This window comes from uncultured Mycobacterium sp., from assembly GCF_964249325.1.
In the GTDB taxonomy this organism is placed as follows: Bacteria; Actinomycetota; Actinomycetes; order Mycobacteriales; family Mycobacteriaceae; genus Mycobacterium.
The window spans coordinates 1-15,490 of sequence record NZ_CAXUCH010000012.1 but is presented as its reverse complement, the minus strand read 5'-3'; the positions used below and the strand labels follow the sequence as shown (position 1 = coordinate 15,490).

General features: G+C 65.2%; 17 protein-coding genes. 12 read left to right on the top strand and 5 right to left on the bottom strand.

Going from position 1 to position 15,490, the window contains the following annotated elements; genetic code table 11:
- Positions 1–282: 282 nt before the first annotated feature.
- From ACFE99_RS03165 to ACFE99_RS03145, 5 genes are all read left to right on the top strand, one after another.
- Positions 283–873 carry a flavin reductase family protein gene (locus ACFE99_RS03165; RefSeq protein ID WP_375482349.1) on the top strand — a complete coding sequence of 197 codons (591 nt, stop codon included), beginning with the start codon at positions 283–285 and terminating at the stop codon, positions 871–873.
- The gene (locus ACFE99_RS03160; protein ID WP_375482347.1) at positions 870–2,039 is read left to right on the top strand and encodes an acyl-CoA dehydrogenase family protein; all 1,170 of its coding nucleotides are present in this window, start codon (positions 870–872) and stop codon (positions 2,037–2,039) included. The genes ACFE99_RS03165 and ACFE99_RS03160 overlap by 4 nt, the downstream gene beginning before the upstream one ends.
- Before the next feature lie 7 nt (positions 2,040–2,046).
- A complete protein-coding gene (locus tag ACFE99_RS03155; protein WP_375482345.1) occupies positions 2,047–3,189 on the top strand; it encodes an acyl-CoA dehydrogenase family protein in 1,143 nt (380 codons plus the stop codon).
- 377 nt (positions 3,190–3,566) lie between these two features.
- Positions 3,567–4,394, top strand: coding sequence for a mycofactocin-coupled SDR family oxidoreductase (locus tag ACFE99_RS03150; protein ID WP_375482343.1), 828 nt, complete (start codon positions 3,567–3,569; stop codon positions 4,392–4,394).
- Positions 4,391–5,332, top strand: coding sequence for a TIGR03619 family F420-dependent LLM class oxidoreductase (locus ACFE99_RS03145; protein ID WP_375482341.1), 942 nt, complete (start codon positions 4,391–4,393; stop codon positions 5,330–5,332). The genes ACFE99_RS03150 and ACFE99_RS03145 overlap by 4 nt, the downstream gene beginning before the upstream one ends.
- Positions 5,333–5,815: 483 nt before the next feature.
- On the opposite strand, the gene ACFE99_RS03140 is transcribed toward ACFE99_RS03145, so the two are convergent.
- Positions 5,816–6,697, bottom strand: a complete 882-nt coding sequence (locus ACFE99_RS03140; RefSeq protein WP_375482339.1) for an LLM class F420-dependent oxidoreductase — start codon at positions 6,695–6,697, stop codon at positions 5,816–5,818.
- A gap of 16 nt (positions 6,698–6,713) precedes the next feature.
- The gene (locus ACFE99_RS03135; protein ID WP_375482337.1) at positions 6,714–7,475 is read right to left on the bottom strand and encodes an SDR family NAD(P)-dependent oxidoreductase; all 762 of its coding nucleotides are present in this window, start codon (positions 7,473–7,475) and stop codon (positions 6,714–6,716) included.
- A gap of 438 nt (positions 7,476–7,913) precedes the next feature.
- Between ACFE99_RS03135 and ACFE99_RS03130 the strand changes: the two genes are divergently transcribed.
- Entirely contained in the window at positions 7,914–8,762 is an 849-nt protein-coding gene (locus ACFE99_RS03130; protein ID WP_375482335.1) for a hypothetical protein, read from the top strand.
- Positions 8,756–9,235, top strand: a complete 480-nt coding sequence (locus ACFE99_RS03125; RefSeq protein ID WP_375482333.1) for a nuclear transport factor 2 family protein — start codon at positions 8,756–8,758, stop codon at positions 9,233–9,235. Before ACFE99_RS03130 ends, ACFE99_RS03125 begins: the two co-directional genes overlap by 7 nt.
- A 9-nt stretch (positions 9,236–9,244) precedes the next feature.
- On the opposite strand, the gene ACFE99_RS03120 is transcribed toward ACFE99_RS03125, so the two are convergent.
- Positions 9,245–9,439: a ferredoxin gene (locus ACFE99_RS03120; RefSeq protein WP_375482331.1), complete on the bottom strand. Its 195-nt coding sequence runs from the start codon at positions 9,437–9,439 to the stop codon at positions 9,245–9,247.
- 2 nt (positions 9,440–9,441) lie between these two features.
- Positions 9,442–9,900 carry a MaoC family dehydratase gene (locus tag ACFE99_RS03115; RefSeq protein WP_375482406.1) on the bottom strand — a complete coding sequence of 153 codons (459 nt, stop codon included), beginning with the start codon at positions 9,898–9,900 and terminating at the stop codon, positions 9,442–9,444.
- A 96-nt stretch (positions 9,901–9,996) separates the two neighbouring features.
- Here ACFE99_RS03115 and ACFE99_RS03110 point away from each other — a divergent pair, with 96 nt between their 5' ends.
- Together ACFE99_RS03110 and ACFE99_RS03105 are read left to right on the top strand one after the other, a co-directional pair.
- On the top strand, positions 9,997–11,187 hold the full coding sequence (locus tag ACFE99_RS03110) for a thiolase family protein (RefSeq protein ID WP_375482329.1): 1,191 nt from the start codon (positions 9,997–9,999) through the stop codon (positions 11,185–11,187).
- 1 nt (position 11,188) lies between these two features.
- On the top strand, positions 11,189–11,602 hold the full coding sequence (locus ACFE99_RS03105; protein ID WP_375482327.1) for a Zn-ribbon domain-containing OB-fold protein: 414 nt from the start codon (positions 11,189–11,191) through the stop codon (positions 11,600–11,602).
- A 45-nt stretch (positions 11,603–11,647) separates the two neighbouring features.
- Here the strand turns inward: ACFE99_RS03105 and ACFE99_RS03100 are convergent, their stop codons facing one another.
- Positions 11,648–11,950: a hypothetical protein gene (locus ACFE99_RS03100; RefSeq protein ID WP_375482325.1), complete on the bottom strand. Its 303-nt coding sequence runs from the start codon at positions 11,948–11,950 to the stop codon at positions 11,648–11,650.
- Between the two features lie 199 nt (positions 11,951–12,149).
- Between ACFE99_RS03100 and ACFE99_RS03095 the strand changes: the two genes are divergently transcribed.
- From ACFE99_RS03095 to ACFE99_RS03085, 3 genes are read left to right on the top strand one after another with little or no spacing between them, the layout of a single operon-like run.
- Complete coding sequence (locus ACFE99_RS03095) at positions 12,150–13,304, top strand: thiolase family protein (protein ID WP_375482323.1); 1,155 nt, start codon at positions 12,150–12,152, stop codon at positions 13,302–13,304.
- Positions 13,301–14,425 carry an acyl-CoA dehydrogenase family protein gene (locus tag ACFE99_RS03090; protein ID WP_375482321.1) on the top strand — a complete coding sequence of 375 codons (1,125 nt, stop codon included), beginning with the start codon at positions 13,301–13,303 and terminating at the stop codon, positions 14,423–14,425. The genes ACFE99_RS03095 and ACFE99_RS03090 overlap by 4 nt, the downstream gene beginning before the upstream one ends.
- A gap of 16 nt (positions 14,426–14,441) precedes the next feature.
- Positions 14,442–15,485 carry an acyl-CoA dehydrogenase family protein gene (locus ACFE99_RS03085; protein WP_375482319.1) on the top strand — a complete coding sequence of 348 codons (1,044 nt, stop codon included), beginning with the start codon at positions 14,442–14,444 and terminating at the stop codon, positions 15,483–15,485.
- Positions 15,486–15,490: the final 5 nt, after the last annotated feature.

Genomic DNA, 15,490 nt, shown 5'->3' with positions numbered 1-15,490 from the left:
AACCTGATCCGGCGGCAACCCGGTGTTTCGATTGCGAGCGGATAAACACAAGCACTCGTCGCAGGCGAGGCGAGCACGCAGGGATAGCCAACGGCGCCGGGCGCTGCGAGACGCTGACGATTTCTGACGGCCCTGTCACGTTGGTCTATCGCGCCGATCACCTGGGGTCATGCGAGCTTTCCACGCTTGGCTCACCCATTAGGGATGGCATGTTCATTTACTTCTGACATATGTGTACGATACTTGTGATTGTTGCGCAAACCCACGGCGAAGGATATCCGGATGGGCATCGACCTTGACGCGGCGAATGCCGTACTGGCGGGCTTGCGGCCGTTTCCGGTCGCCGTCACCACCATCGACGACGGCTTCGCGAACGGGCTGATGTCCTTGTCGGCCGGCTCGGCGAGCATCGTGCCGGAGTTGCCGCGCGCCACGGTGAGTCTGACCAAGTACAACCGGACCCACGACATGTTGGTCAACTCCGGTGTATTCGCCATGCATATGCTTTCCGCCGGCGAAGGCGAGATCGACACGTCGCTGCAAATCCTGATGATTCTGGGCGGAAGCTCAGGGCGCGACGGCGACAAGATCTCCAAACTGCGCACCAAGCCGGGCGTCACCGGAGCACCGATCCTGCTGGACGCCCACAGCTATGTGGAGTGCTCCATTACCGGGTTGCTGGACAACGACGAAAACACCATCTTCGTCGGCGACGTCGTCGCCGCCGAAGTGTTCAGCACCGCGCGGCGGCTGAAAATCGACGAGGCGTGGGCCAAACTGCCGCCGGAATGGATCAAGCAATACGAAGCTAACCACCAGCCGCAGTTGCAGCACGCGCGTGAGCTGCGGGCAGCGGCCGCCCGATCCATGTGAGCGCCCAAAGCACCGGCGCCTGGGAGCTGCCGGAAGAGCTTGTTTTGCTCCGCGAGACGGTGCGGCGGTTCATGGCGGCCTACGTGCGTCCGATCGAGGACACGTTGCCGCATGACAGCATCGGCTTGCCGCGCGACCAGCTCGTCGAGTTGCAGGCCAAGGCCCGGGAGCTGGGGTTGTGGGCCTTGCAGACCCCCGAGGAGTTCGGCGGAACCGGGTTAAGCGTTCTCGGTCAGGTTGTGGTGGCCGAAGAAGCAGCCAAGTGCCGAATGGGGGCCTTTTTTCCTGCGCTCGGCGCATTCGGCGGAAACCCGCCCAACGTGATGTTCAAGGCCTCCCCCCAGCAGTTCGCCACCTACGCCAAGCCGATCATCGACGGCACTATGACTAAGGCCTACACCGCGATCACCGAGGCATCGGGAGGGTCCGATCCGGCGCGGGCGATCCAGCTCAAAGCAGGCCGCGATGGCGACACCTATATCCTCAACGGCTCGAAGATGTGGATTTCACATGCGCGCGAAGCGGACTGGGGTGTGGTGTATGCCCGCACCGGACCCGGCCGCAACGGCATATCCTGCTTCATCGTCGAAAAAGACACGCCCGGAATGAGTTTCAACCGCATCGACGTGATGGCATCTTTTTGCCCCTACGAGCTGCACTTCGACAACGTCCGGATTCCGGCCGACAGACTCATCGGCGCCGAGGGTCAAGGCCTTGCACTGGCCAACGACTTTTTGGTGAGGGGCCGCATCACATACGCTGCGGGCCCCATCGGCATCGCCCAGACGTCCCTCGACCTCGCCCGCCAATGGGTCACGGACAGGGACGTCTTCGGTGGAAAGCTGGCCGACAAGCAAGGCATCCGATGGATGCTCGTCGACAGCGAAGTAGAACTGCGGGCCGCGCGACTACTCGTGTACCAAGCCGCATGGAACGCCGACCTCGGCCGCGACGTCCGAGTCGATGCATCTATCGCCAAACTCAACGCCACCGAGGCCGCCTACCGGGTGGTGGACCGCTGCATCCAAATACACGGCGCGCTGGGGCTCTCGAATGAACTACCACTGGAACGCTGGTTTCGCGACCTACGCGTCAAAAGGCTCGGCGAAGGCGCCACCGAGGTCCAGCGCGAAATCGTCGCCCGCAACCTCCTAGACAACCGATGAGGCCGAATTGACCGACGAAGAGAACCTGCTCATTGAGACGGTCCGCGCGTTCGTCGACCGCGACGTCAAACCGACGGTGCGCGACGTCGAGCACGCCGACGCCTATCCCGAGGCTTGGATCGAGCAGATGAAGCGTATCGGCATCTACGGCTTGGCCATACCGGAGGAGTACGGCGGCTGCCCCGTGTCGATGCCCTGCTACGTGTGGGTAGCGCAGGAGTTGGCCCGCGGATGGATGAGCCTGGCCGGTGCCATGGGCGGTCACACCGTCGTGGCCAAGCTGCTTCTGCTCTTCGGTACCGAAGAGCAGAAGCGAAAATACCTGCCTCCCATGGCAACTGGTGAGGTGCGTGCCACCATGGCGTTGACCGAACCCGGTGGCGGCTCCGACCTGCAAGCGATGACCACCGTCGCACGCGTCGAGGGAAACGATCTGGTCATCAACGGCGCAAAGACCTGGATCAGCAATGCCCGCCGTTCGGGGCTCATCGCGCTGCTGTGCAAGACCGATCCACACGCCATGCCACGACACAAAGGAATGTCGGTGGTCCTCGTCGAACATGGACCAGGGCTGACAGTGTCGCGGGATTTACCGAAGCTCGGCTATAAGGGCGTGGAGTCCTGCGAATTGCGCTTCGACGACTGTCGGGTGCCTGCCACGGCGATCCTCGGTGGAACAGCAGGCCGTGGCTTCTTCCAGATGATGAAAGGCCTGGAGACTGGGCGCATTCAGGTGGCAGCGCGGGCCCTGGGCGTCGCGACCGCTGCGCTCGAGGACGCCCTCGCTTACGCCCAGCAGCGAGAGAGCTTTGGCCGGCCCATTTGGAAACATCAGTCGGTGGGCAACTACCTGGCCGACATGGCCACCAAACTGGCCGCTGCCCGGCAACTCACCAAGTATGCCGCCGAGAAGTTCGACAGCGGGCAACGCTGCGATATGGAAGCTGGCATGGCGAAGCTGTTCGCATCAGAGGTGGCGATGGAGATAGCGATCAATGCCATCCGAATCCACGGCGGCTATGGCTATTCCACCGAGTACGATATCGAACGCTACTTCCGCGACGCTCCCTTGATGATCGTCGGCGAGGGCACCAACGAGATTCAGCGCAATGTGATCGCCGCCCAGTTGGTCTCCCGAGGTGGGTTATAACCCTGGCATCGCGGTCGCGCCGCGCGGGCTGACCTGTCTCCAACAGCATTCGCTGATGCCGGCGTCGACGTGTAGCTGTCTGCGACGACCTCGTCGGCGCAACGCCTGAAGCGGCCGCAATCAAAGTCCCCTGGACTGTATCGCCGGTGCCGAGCACCACTGCCCCTAAATTCAAGATCCCATCCGTGGGATCGCCGCCGCGCCGGCGTTACGGTCAAGGATTTTGCGGCGAGTCGAGTGGCTGCCGCCATCTGGTCCGTGCCCTCGCTGATGCTCAGGCTCTAATCGAGCCCGGCTATCTCAGGCAACGCCTTCCCAACCGCCAATTAGCAAACTATTTTTATGATTGCCAATCGTAACGGGAAGGAAAAGCCACCATGGGTTTGTTAGATGGCCGCGTTGTCTTCATCACCGGCGCCGCACGTGGACAGGGCAGATCGCATGCGGTCATGTTCGCCGAGCAGGGCGCCAACATCGTCGGGGTCGACATCTGCGAAGACCTCGACCTCGTGCCCTACAAATTGGGCAGCATGGACGATCTGGAGGAGACGGCGCGCCTGGTGGAAAAGACAGGCCGGCAGATGGCGTTTCAAAAGGCTGATGTCCGCGACAAGGCGGCGCTGCAGGCGGCATTTGACGCCGGTGTTCAGCAGTTCGGGCATATCGACACCGTCATCGCCAACGCGGGTGTCATTCTGACCAATCCGGATGAGCGCGACGCATCGCAAGCACTGCGCCTTGGAATCGACATCATGCTCATCGGCGTGTGGAACACCTTCCAGGTCGCCATCCCCCACTTGAAGGCACGCGGGCAGGGCGGCAACCTGGTGGCCACCAGCTCGATGGCGGCTCTACTGGACCTCACCGACGGCCGTGGCGGGTCGGATGCCTACAACATGTCCAAGCTCGCCATCACAGGCCTGGTGCGCTCGTACGCCAATCTTCTGGCACCGGAGCGCATCCGGGTCAACGCAGTCGCCCCCACCAACTGCGCGACGCCGATGGTCACCCAAAACCCCGCCCTGTTCAAGGTCATCGAGCAAACCCCGAACCTCGTCAATGCGATGCAGACCGCGCTGCCCGACCTGCCGATGATCGAACCCAAAGATGTGAGCCACGCCATTTTGTTCCTGATATCCGAGCACGGCCGCAGCTTCACCGGCAGCGTGCTCAAGGTCGACGCGGGGATGGACATCCGTCGGTGAAGTTCACCCTCGAATACCCCAGCGAGATTCCCAACGCCGCACCCGGTTTCCTGGTCCCCGACGTCATCACACGCCTGGCGGTGCAGGCCGAGGAATGCGGTTTCGACGCGATCGCGTTCAGCGACCATCCCGCCCCGTCGATCAAGTGGCGTCGCGGCGGCGGTCACGACACGATCGACCCGGCCGCCGGGCTAAGCTTCGTCGCGGCAGTCACCAGACGTATCCGGCTGCTCACCAACCTCTATGTGCTGCCGTTCCGTAACCCCTACCTAGCGGCCAAAAACTTGACGAGCCTTGACATCCTGAGCGAGGGTCGCCTCACCGCCGGCATCGGCGCGGGCTATCTTCGCTCGGAATTCTCCGCCCTCGGCGTGGACTTCGATCGTCGCGCTACCCTGCTCGACAACGGGCTGGCCGCGCTGGTCTCGATCTGGCGCCAGCCCGAGGAGCCCGTCACTGCGGAGGGCTTCGCTGCGACTGCCCCACTGTGGCTGAGCCCACCGGTGCAAAAGCCGCATCCCCCGATTTGGATCGGCGGCAACAGCAAGGCGGCCCTGCGCCGGGTGGTGCAGTTCGGCCAGGGATGGTGTCCTGTCATCGCACCCCCTGCTATGGCTTCTTCGATCCGCACTGCGGTCATCGATGACGCCCACAAGTTCCGTCAGGCCGTGGAGGACCTGGGCCGCCAGTTGCGCGCGGTCGGCCGAGATCCTGCCACCGTCGACATCCAAATCGACGTTGCCGCCATCGATTTCACTACGGACGGCTCGGTGCGGCAGGCGTTGGAACGCCTCGACGAATTCGCCGAACTCGGAGCGACGTGGGCGATCGTGCACGTAGACGCGTCATCGGTCAATGCCGCCGCCGATTACCTCAGCGCGTTCAGCCACGTCGTCATCGGCCGGCGACACCAGCAACGACCCGCCGACCCCGGCTGACCAAGCGCGGGTCAACTCGCGCGTAGTCGCGCTCCAGAAAACGTATTCCACGTTTGCGGGCGCAACTCGATGATCACCCGATCTTGTCCGGCTAACGTGCGTGCCATTGCCCGGGCGGCGTTCGTCGGCCACGACGCGCCGCGAAAAGGCAGCGTAGAACCATTGAGCGACGGATGCTTCATCGTGCACTGTGGCCACCGTTCGGGCACTGGCCATCTGCTGGGGCTGCAGCGCCGTTCCCGTACTGGACACGGTGACCGCGCTTCGCGGTTCGCGCGCCAGCAAGGCAACGCGCGGACGGTTGCGAAACGACGTGACCCACAGTGCGTCGTGATGCCACACGAAAGTCTGGATCGCCGCCACCGGCCACCCGTCGGAGTTCAGCCAGCTGACCGTGCACTCCGTTTGAGTCTCCAGCAGCCGCAGCCGTTCTGACAGGCTTAGGCGCATCCGGGAAAAATCCATCACAGATCTCGGTTCTCTTCACAAATCGAGGGTCTTCGCCACCAGCTCGTCGCCGAGTCGGGCGACTTCATCGCGCATGTCGGCGACGGTGCGGGCGCGAATCGCAACAGTCAGCCGGTGCACGCCGAATTCCGCGTACACCTTCGCCTCATCAACGGTGCGCGCCCCTCCGGCGGTGAATTCCAGTGCGGCGGGATCCCGTCCGGCCGCGACGGTTTCGCCACGCACGCGATCCAGCAGCCGCGGCAATTCCACCAAGGGGTCGTGGCCGGGGAACACGAACGGAAAGTAGCCGTCACCGCGGGTGGCCGCGCGCCGGATCGCGGCCGGAGACGATCCACCGATCAGCAGCGGGATGGATCGGCGCACGGGCCACGGCCGGCACTCCACTTGATCGAAATCGACATAACGGCCGTGAAATGATGCGCTGTCGTCGCGCCAGAGCGCCCGCATGGCGTCGATGTACTCGTCCATCCGTCGGCCGCGGTCGGAGAAATTCATGCCGACGGCGTGATACTCCTCAGGCAATTCGCCAACGCCAACGCCGAGCATGAGCCGCCCACCACACAAGTGGTCTAGCGTCGCGGCCGACTTGGCGAGCACGACCGGCTGATGCTCCGGCAGAATCAGCACCCCCGTGCCGAACCGGATCCTGCTGGTGGCCGAGGCGACGTAGGCAAACCAGATCAACGGGTCGGGGATGCCGCCTCGCCGGGCCAACCGTGCCATGCTGCCGTCGGGCGAGCCGCGGTACGGTGTGGCATCGGCGCGCTTGGACATGACCACATGTTCGGGCGCCCACAACGACTCGAAGCCGGCCTGTTCAGCGGTCTGAGCAAGCGCCACCGCGCTGTCCGGATCGGGAAAACCTGTGCTGGAAAAGACAATTCCCCACTTCATCGGCGACCGCCATTTCTCATCGCAGGTAGCTGTAGCCGCCGTCGACCATGAGGGTCGTTCCCGTGATGTAGCTGGCGTCCTCCGATGCCAGGAACGCCACGACGCGGCCCACGTCGTGCTCGGGATCGCCGAGGCGGCGCAGCGGGATCTGCGGGACCAGATCGCGCTCGCTGGACAGGCCGAATGTGGTGTCGAAGTTGTCGAGCCCCGGCGTGGCGGCGAAGGGACACAATGCCACGGCCCGGATGCCGTAGGGTCCCCACTCCACGGCCGCCACCCGGGTCAGGGTGCGCAACGCTTCCTTGGCCATGGCGTACGCCGCCATGGCTGGCGGGGCCGTGACACCGACGCCGGAGGCGATGTTGACGATCAGCCCCCGCGATGACCGCAGGGCGGGAAGGGCCGATCGCATCAGCAGAAACGCTGCCAGCGGACCGGTGCGCCACGACTCATCGAGATCCTCAGCGCTGAGCTTGCGTATCGGCCCGTAGTTGAAGCTTTGGGCCGAGTGCACAACTATGTCGATGCGCCCCCAGGAGCCGCTGACAGCTGCTACCGCACGGTCGATGTCGTCGGCCTTGGTGACATCGCAGCCCAACGCGATTGCTGTGCCACCGCGGTTTTCGATGTCATGCACGGTCTGCTCGCACTGCTCCATCGTTCGGCCGAGTATCGCTACGGCCGCGCCGCGATCAGCCAGCGCCAGCGCAGTCCCCCGCCCCACTCCACTGCCACCGCCGGTGATCAAGGCGGCGCGCCCGTGCAAGCTCGCCGTCACGACGCCTGCCCTAAGTCCCTCGAGTGCACGGTGCCAATACACGCCGCAGTCGCAACTTCACATCGCCGAGGCTAGCGAAAAATAACTGATTGTTTAACTGTTTTGTTCAAGCTTCCGCGCACCGCTGCCTTCTGGGCTGCAGACCTATTGACGTGCCCGCGAACCAGAGCGAACAATTCGCCAGTAGTCCGTGCATCGTGCGGCGCCCCTTGACACGCGATGCACGGACACCAACGTCGCATCGGTACGGCTTTGGCTGCGCAGGCTGTTCGAGCTGGTGCAGGTGTCGCCGACCGGACATCGAGTGCCCGGCGTTCGGAGGGCGGCCCACGGCGACGGCAAATCTTGCCAACCTGTGGGCGCTGCGGCCGAGAAGAATGCCACTATATATTTAGCCTTATCGGCCCGGGTCGCTCGGTACCGCGCAAGGAGGCCTCCATGACCAATCTCGGTGCTCGGCGTGAGGCCGCCAGCCCCTACGGGGAGTGGGACGCTTCGGTCGATGCGCTGCTCACCTACCGGTATCTCGCCTCGAGGCCGCGCTGGATCGACCGGACCCACGCGGACAATCAGATTCGGTTGCGGCCGGACCTTCGCACATCGGCGGGGGCGGTGCTTGCTTCACCGTTGGCGATCGCCATGCTCGACACCGCGGGCATCAACGTCGACCGGATCTGGATTCTGGCGCTAACACAGATCGACGTGGAAATCCTCGACCCCGGCGTCGATGTACGTGAGGTCTTGGTGGTCGGCCAGGTGATCAAGGAAGCGCGGTCGCAGATCTTCACTGAGGCGCGGATCTATGACGCCGACGACCAGGATCGCCCGATCGGCTTCGGCACCGCGAATTGGTCCGTCATCTGCCCGACGCCGGAGGGCCACATCTATCCCGAGCCGGGCCAGGGAGCCGAGGGCGTCGCCGACGTGCCGTTGTGGCAGGCCTACACCGGTCGCCGCCGCCGCGACGGTCTCATTGAGATCCCCAGTCTTCGCCCGGAGATCGGCACCGAACGGCTCCATCATGGCCCCATGCTCGTCATCGCCGAGACCGCGGCGCTGGAGGCCGCGGCAGCCGCGCTCGGCACCGAGGCGTTGGCGGTCGAGCACCTCGCCTTGACGATCGTCGCGCCAGGTCGATCGGGTCCCTTCGTGGCCACCCCGGTGTTTGTGGCGGCCCGGTCGCAGGCGGCCGGGTGCCGTGTCGAGCTTCGCGACCAAGGCCGCGAGAACAGACTTGTCGCCAGCGCGTTCGTGCGGATGCGCGCCGTCGAGGAGCCGCCATGCTGATTCCCGAGCCCAGCGCCGCCAACGTCGCTGACGTCATCGCGATCCAGCACCTGGCCGCCGGCTATGCCGAGGCCATATCCCGGGGCGACATCGGCGAAGCCGTGCAGGTCTATGCACCCGACGGTGTGTTGTCCTCGCCGACTACCGCCGATGCCGTTGGCCCGCACGCAATCGCGGAGGTGCTGACGGCCACCACCGCCGATCTTGAGTTCGTGTTCCAGACGGTGCACCAAGGGCTCGTTCATGTCGAGCATGACCAGGCCCGCGCACGATTTCCGATCACCGAGTGGGCGCGGCGGCGTTCGGATGGGCGCCCGATCCAGTTCCTCGGGATCTATGAAGACGACGTCGTTCGCCTCGACGTCGGCTGGCGGTTCAGTCGCCGCCTGCTGGTGCCGCGCACCATCGGCAAACCCGAAGGCCTGACGGGACGGCTGGTGCCCTACGACGGACTGCGGCCCTCGTTGGTTTGATTCGCCGCGTCAATCCTCTTCGAGGATCAACGCCATTTCCGGGCAGGCCGCCACACCTTGGCGTGTGAGTTCCTCGTCCTCGGGCTTGACTTCGTGCTCTTGCAGATTCGAGTACCCCGACTCGTCAATCGGGAACAGATTGGGATCGACGGCATAGCACTGGGCATGGCCGGCGCACTTGGAGTTGTCTACGCGTACCCGCATGGCTAAAACACCACCCTCGTGATCATGTCGGCCACCGCGGCCGGCTTGTCAGAACCCTCCAGCTCAACGGTGTGGCGTACGGTCAGGTTGACGACGCCGTCGGCGACCTTCGTCGCCTCAAGCAGCTCTGAGCGCACCCGGATGCGGCTGCCGACCGCGACGGGCGCCAAGAAACGCACCTTGTTCAGCCCATAGTTGATACCCAGCTTCCGCTTCTCGACGCGGTAATTCTGCTGGCTGAGCGCCGGGATCAGCGACAGCGTCACGAATCCATGCGCAATCGTTGTGCCGTAAGGGCTTTCCGATGCTGCGCGCTCGGCGTCTACATGGATCCACTGGTGGTCTCCGGTGACGTCGGCGAACGCGTCGATACGCTTCTGGTCGATTCGCTGCCAGTCGCTGACACCCAGATGCTCGCCGACGGTTGCCATCGCGTCGTCGATGGAGGTGATCACCTTCACAGATGTCGCCACTCCTCTTGATATACCGTTATCTGTATAACCGTATACCCTGTGCCGCCGTGTCGGCCAGGAGTCCCACCGACAGTGAGGATGGACATGGCCAAAGCCACTCCCCCGGCGATCGTCGTCGCCGCAGCACGCACGCCGATCGGCACCGCTCGAAAGGGCACCCTGGCCAACATGGAAGCCAGCGAACTGGCCAAGCCGGTGGTGTCGGCGGTCGTCGAACGCTCCGGGCTGCAGGCCGCCGACTTCGACGACCTCATCCTGGCCGAGGTCATGCAGGGCGGCGGCGACATCGCCCGCTACGTCGCGGTGGAACTCGGTTTGACCGACGTGCCCGGCGTGGCCGTCAACCGGCAGTGCGCCTCGAGCCTGTCGGCCGTCGCCATGGCTGCCGGCCAGATCGCGTCGGGGATGACCCGCGCGGTACTGGCCGGCGGCACAGAAGCGATGTCCACCACCCCGGTCGTGCGCAAGCGCAAGCCGTTCACCGCCGGAACGGACACCCACGACTACGTCGACCCGTGGCATTCGCTCTCGCATCCCCCGACACCGGACGCGCCGGCCCTGGACATGTCGATCACCGTCGCGCACAACTGCGCAGTGCAATACGGGATTTCCCGTCGCGACCAAGACGAGTGGGCGCTGCGCAGCCACCAGCGGGCGATCAAGGCTATCGATGCCGGCTCGTTCGCCGACGAGATCGTCGCGATCGATGTCCCGAGGACCGACGGCACCACGATCACCTTCAGCGAAGACGAACATCCGCGCCGCGACACCAGCATGGAAACGCTCGCCGCGCTCAAGGTGCTGCACCCCGAGATCGATGGTTTCACGGTGACCGCCGGCAACTCATCGGGCCTGAACGACGGGGCGGCGATCGTGGCGCTGACCGCCCCGGGCGTCGGCGGCGAGCCGCTGGCCGCCGTCCTGTCGTGGAGTTCGGTTGGGGTGCCGCCCAGCCGGACCGGCAGCGCGCCAATTGCCGCGATCCCCAAAGCTCTTGACCTCGCCGGTCGCACACTCGACGACGTCGCGCTGTTCGAGATCAACGAGGCGTTCGCGGCCCAGGCCATCGCCTGTTCGCGTGAACTGGGCCTCGACGAGGAAATCGTCAATGTCTACGGTTCGGGAATCAGCCTCGGGCATCCGATCGCCGCTACCGGCGCCCGCATGCTGACATCGGCGGTTTACGAACTTCGTCGCCGCGGCGGCGGCATCGGTGTGTTGTCGATGTGCGCCGGCGGAGGCATGGGCTCAGCGATGGTCATCGAGGTGGTATGAGATGAGTGCACTTATCGCAGAAGGGTTGTTCCGCGTCGAGGGCGAACGCGCGGTGCTGTTAGGATCCCGACGCCGGTCGACGGGCGCCGTGAGATTTCCGGCTGAGCGCGCCGAGCTCTTCGACGGCACCGACGACATTGTGCCGATCGAATTGTCCACCGAGGGGACCCTGTTCACGTATACGACCCAGGAGTTCGCGCCGCCACTGCCGTACAAGGGTGACCGCTCGCCGGAGGGCTTCAAGCCGTATGTTGTCGGCTACGTCGAGCTGCCCGAAGGGGTTTTGGTGGAGACACTCATCGTAGGTGCAGGGGCCGACGATCTGCGGATCGGCCAGTCGATGGTATCCACCACGACGACACTGGACACCACCGACGGTCAGTCGTTTGTCACGTTCGCGTTCACGCCGGCGTAGCCGGCGGCGCCACAGCCCCGCGACGCGGAAGTGGTCGCACAGGGCTTAATCACTGGCGGGCAATGGTTTTGCTTCCTTGACACGCAGCGGTGTGAGTCCAATCGTGAGCGTGCCGGCGCCCGCTTTGGTGACCAGCACCTCCGCACCGTTGTCATCGACGTAGCGTTTGCCCATCAGGCTGCCGTCGGCGAAGGCGGGAGCAAGGACGGCGTCTGGGGCCTTGTCGGCGCCCATCGGGATCATCGGCGCGCCACCGGCCCGCAGATCATTGAGACTCTCTGCGGTCCTGACGATGATGACCTGGGTGTCGCAGACCTGGCTCTGCAACCTGGTGCCGTTTTTGATCATGTTCACTCCTTTCGGTCGGCATCACGCGGCGCCATCTCAAGCAGCAGCGCGCTGCTCAACGCCATCTCAAGCAGCAGCGCGCTGCTCAACTCCTCTCATCTCGCTCCATTGCGCAGGCAGCCCCCGACGGTGGCCCGGCGCCGCAATGAGCTATATAGTTAGCTAGTTTACGTCATCATTGTTGCTGCCGAGGAGCGCCATGACCAACACCCCGCAGATTGCGATCATCGGTGTCGGAATCCACCCTTTCGGACGGTATGCCGACCGGTCCGCACTGGAAATGGGGGCGATCGCCATCAACCGGGCCTTGCGAGATGCCGGAGTCGAGTGGAGCCAGATCGGCAGCGTCTGGGCGGGCAGCCTGGAGGTGGCCAACCCTGAAGCCGTCACCCTGCTTGCCGGCATGACCGGTGTGCCCGTGCGCTCGGCGTTGAGCGGCTGCGCCACCGGCAATACGCTGTTGACCCTGGCGGCGCGGGACGTGCAATTGGGCGAGGCCGAACTGGCGGTGGCGGTCGGGCTGGACAAGCATCCCCGCGGCGCATTCGGCGCCGATCCGTCGGTGTCCGGACTGCCCCAGTGGTACGGCGACCAGGGCATGTTTTTGACCACCCACTACTTCGGGCACAAGATCATGCGTTACATGCATGACCACGGCATTACTGAGCGCACGCTGGCCAAGATCGCCGAGAAGAACTTCGCCAACGGCGCCCTTGCGCCACATGCATGGCGCCGCAAGCCGATGAGCGCCGATGCCGTCCTGGCCTCTCCCGTTGTCAATGCGCCGTTGCGCCAATACATGTACTGCAACCCCAACGAGGGGGCCGCGGCCGCGGTGGTGTGCCGGGCCGAGGTGGCGAAGCGCTACACCCCCACGCCGGTATACCTGCGCGCCAGCGAACTGCGCAGCCGCCGCGACGGCGCGTTCGAGTTATTGCGGACCTCGATCGAACTGCCGCTCGTGCCGGGCACCACCGCGCAGGCCGCCGCGGCCGCCTACGAGTCGTCCGGCATCGGACCGGCGGACATCGATGTCGCCCAGTTGCAAGACACCGACTCCGGCTCCGAGGTGATCCACATGGCTGAAACGGGGCTATGCAAAGACGGCGAGCAGGAGGCCCTCATCGCCGACGGCGCCACCGAAATCGGAGGCCGGATTCCCATCAACACCGACGGCGGACTGATCGCCAACGGCGAACCGGTCGGCGCTTCCGGACTGCGGCAGGTCTATGAGCTGGTCCACCAACTGCGCGGCAGCGCCGGCGACCGCCAGGTGCCCAACAACCCGACGGCGGCCATGGCCCAGCTGTACGGAGCCCCCGGCAGCGCCGCCGTCGCGATCTTGAGCCGATGACCACACTGTCCGCCGACGAAAAAAGCGAACTCGCCCATTCGGTTCGCGCCGTCTGCCAGCGGCTGGCCACTGAGCAGCGGGTGCGTGCAGTGGCTTTGGAACAGGAGGGTAAGGAGCGGGGATTCGACGCCCACCTGTGGTCGGTGCTGTGCGGCCAAGTCGGCGTTAGCGCCATCGCGTTGCCCGAACAGGTTGGCGGGGCAGGCTTTGGCGCGACGACGCTGGGCGTGGTGGCCCACGAACTGGGCCGCGTGCTGGCGCCCGTCCCGTTGGTGGCGTCGGCGGTATTGGCCAGCGGACTGCTCGTCGAGACCGGCGCGCCCGTCGAGCGGCTGGAGCCGCTGATCAGCGGTGAACGCAGCGCCGCCGCCGCCATCACCGGCACCGGCGGGTTGTGGGACCGTGCCGATATCACTCTCACCGCCACGCGCGCCGGCACGCGATGGAGCATCGACGGCACCGTGCGCCACGTGCTGCACGGCAGCGCCGCCGATGACCTCGTAGTCGTCGCCATCGCCGACGGGGAGCCCGCGGTGTTCGTGCTCGACACCGCCGACGCCGGTATCACCGGTGAAGCCGAACGGGTGCTCGACTGGACGCGCCCGATGGCGACGATCACGTTCACCCGTGCGCCTGCCGCGCGACTCATCGGCGACGGGCCGGTCGACGACGTCATCGACCGCTGCGCCAACCGCGCACTGGCGGTGCTGTCGGCCGAGCAGGTGGGGGCCTGCGAACGCGTGCTGGAACTGGCCCGCGAATATGCCTGCACCCGAGAACAATTCGGGCGCCCTATCGGCAGCTTCCAAGCCATCAAACATCGTTGCGCGGATATGCTGGTCGACCTCGAGTTGGCGCGCTCGGCCTCGTTGGCCGCGCTGCAATCGATCGATGATGGCGACGCTGAAAGCAGCTGGCGCGTCAGCATGGCCAACGCGGTGTGCTCGGAGGCCCTACGTGCCGTCTCCCACGCCAACCTGCAAATCCACGGCGGTATCGGGTTCACCTGGGAACACTCCGCCGGTCTGTACGTCAAGCGGGCACGCACCGACGAGGTGCTGTTCGGTCTACCAGGTCAACATTGGGACCGGCTGGCCGCCGCGGCCAAGCTGCTCGGATAGCAAGTGAGCCGACCACGTGGACGACATTGACACCCTGCGCCGCGAGATCCGCGCCTTCCTGCAAGCCGCACCCAAACCCTCCGGTTTACGCAACTACGGGCAAACCCCCACCGCCTCCGACGTCGAACCGGGCCGACAATGGCACCGCTACCTGGCCGAGCACGGTTACACGTGCCTGCACTGGCCGCGTGACTACGGTGGCGCCGACGCATCGGTCGCCCTGCAAGCCGTCTTCGCCGAGGAATGCGCCTACGCCGGCGTGCCCCGACAGCTCAGCATCGCCGGGCCCGACCTGGTTGGACCGGTGCTGATCACGTTCGGTAGCGACCAGCAGCGGGCTACCTATCTCGAGTCCATCCGCACCGGCGAACACATTTGGTGCCAACTGTTCTCCGAACCCGGGGCGGGATCCGATCTGGCAGCCGTTCGCACCCGCGCACACAAGACTGACACCGGCTGGCGCGTCGACGGACAGAAGGTGTGGAGCTCGGCGGCCGCATCCGCCGACTACGGAATCCTGCTCGCGCGCACCGGCGAAGACAAGAACCGCGGCTTGTCGATGTTCATCATGCCGATGCACCTGCGCGGCATCACCGTGCGACCGCTGCGGCAAATCGACGGTGAATCCAAGTTCAACGAAGTCTTTTTCGACGCCGTCGAACTCGACGGCGACGCGTTGATCGGCGAAGTCGGGCAGGGGTGGACGATCGCGCTGGCGACGCTGGGCCGCGAGCGGTTGACCGTCGGCTCGCAGGCCGTCGCGATGTTCCGCCGCCACGAGCAGCTGGTCGACGCCGCCCGAAGCCACCACCTGCTCGACCCGTCGCTCTCGCGGGTCATGACCAAACTGTGGGCGCGGATCTGGCTATTGCGGTTTACCTGGCAGCGCGCCGTCGAGCGGGGCGACCTGAGCTCACCGGAATTCTCGGTACTCAAGCTCATGGCCTCCGAAACCGACCGTGACCTCGGCGATTTAGCGACCGACGTGCTGTGTGCCGATGCCTGCGCCGACCCCGCCGACGAGGAGCTGGTCCCGGGCTTACTGATGCACCGTCTCTAGAAAGG

What these genes read in the sequence shown, in the direction of transcription:
- ACFE99_RS03140 (WP_375482339.1), bottom strand. Translation starts at nt 6,697, where the DNA reads ATGAAGTGGGGAATTGTCTTTTCCAGCACAGGTTTTCCCGATCCGGAC.
- ACFE99_RS03165 (WP_375482349.1), top strand. Translation starts at nt 283, where the DNA reads ATGGGCATCGACCTTGACGCGGCGAATGCCGTACTGGCGGGCTTGCGG.
- ACFE99_RS03095 (WP_375482323.1), top strand. Translation starts at nt 12,150, where the DNA reads ATGACCAACACCCCGCAGATTGCGATCATCGGTGTCGGAATCCACCCT.
- ACFE99_RS03125 (WP_375482333.1), top strand. Translation starts at nt 8,756, where the DNA reads ATGCTGATTCCCGAGCCCAGCGCCGCCAACGTCGCTGACGTCATCGCG.
- ACFE99_RS03130 (WP_375482335.1), top strand. Translation starts at nt 7,914, where the DNA reads ATGACCAATCTCGGTGCTCGGCGTGAGGCCGCCAGCCCCTACGGGGAG.
- ACFE99_RS03090 (WP_375482321.1), top strand. Translation starts at nt 13,301, where the DNA reads ATGACCACACTGTCCGCCGACGAAAAAAGCGAACTCGCCCATTCGGTT.
- ACFE99_RS03105 (WP_375482327.1), top strand. Translation starts at nt 11,189, where the DNA reads ATGAGTGCACTTATCGCAGAAGGGTTGTTCCGCGTCGAGGGCGAACGC.
- ACFE99_RS03110 (WP_375482329.1), top strand. Translation starts at nt 9,997, where the DNA reads ATGGCCAAAGCCACTCCCCCGGCGATCGTCGTCGCCGCAGCACGCACG.
- ACFE99_RS03150 (WP_375482343.1), top strand. Translation starts at nt 3,567, where the DNA reads ATGGGTTTGTTAGATGGCCGCGTTGTCTTCATCACCGGCGCCGCACGT.
- ACFE99_RS03100 (WP_375482325.1), bottom strand. Translation starts at nt 11,950, where the DNA reads ATGATCAAAAACGGCACCAGGTTGCAGAGCCAGGTCTGCGACACCCAG.
- ACFE99_RS03120 (WP_375482331.1), bottom strand. Translation starts at nt 9,439, where the DNA reads ATGCGGGTACGCGTAGACAACTCCAAGTGCGCCGGCCATGCCCAGTGC.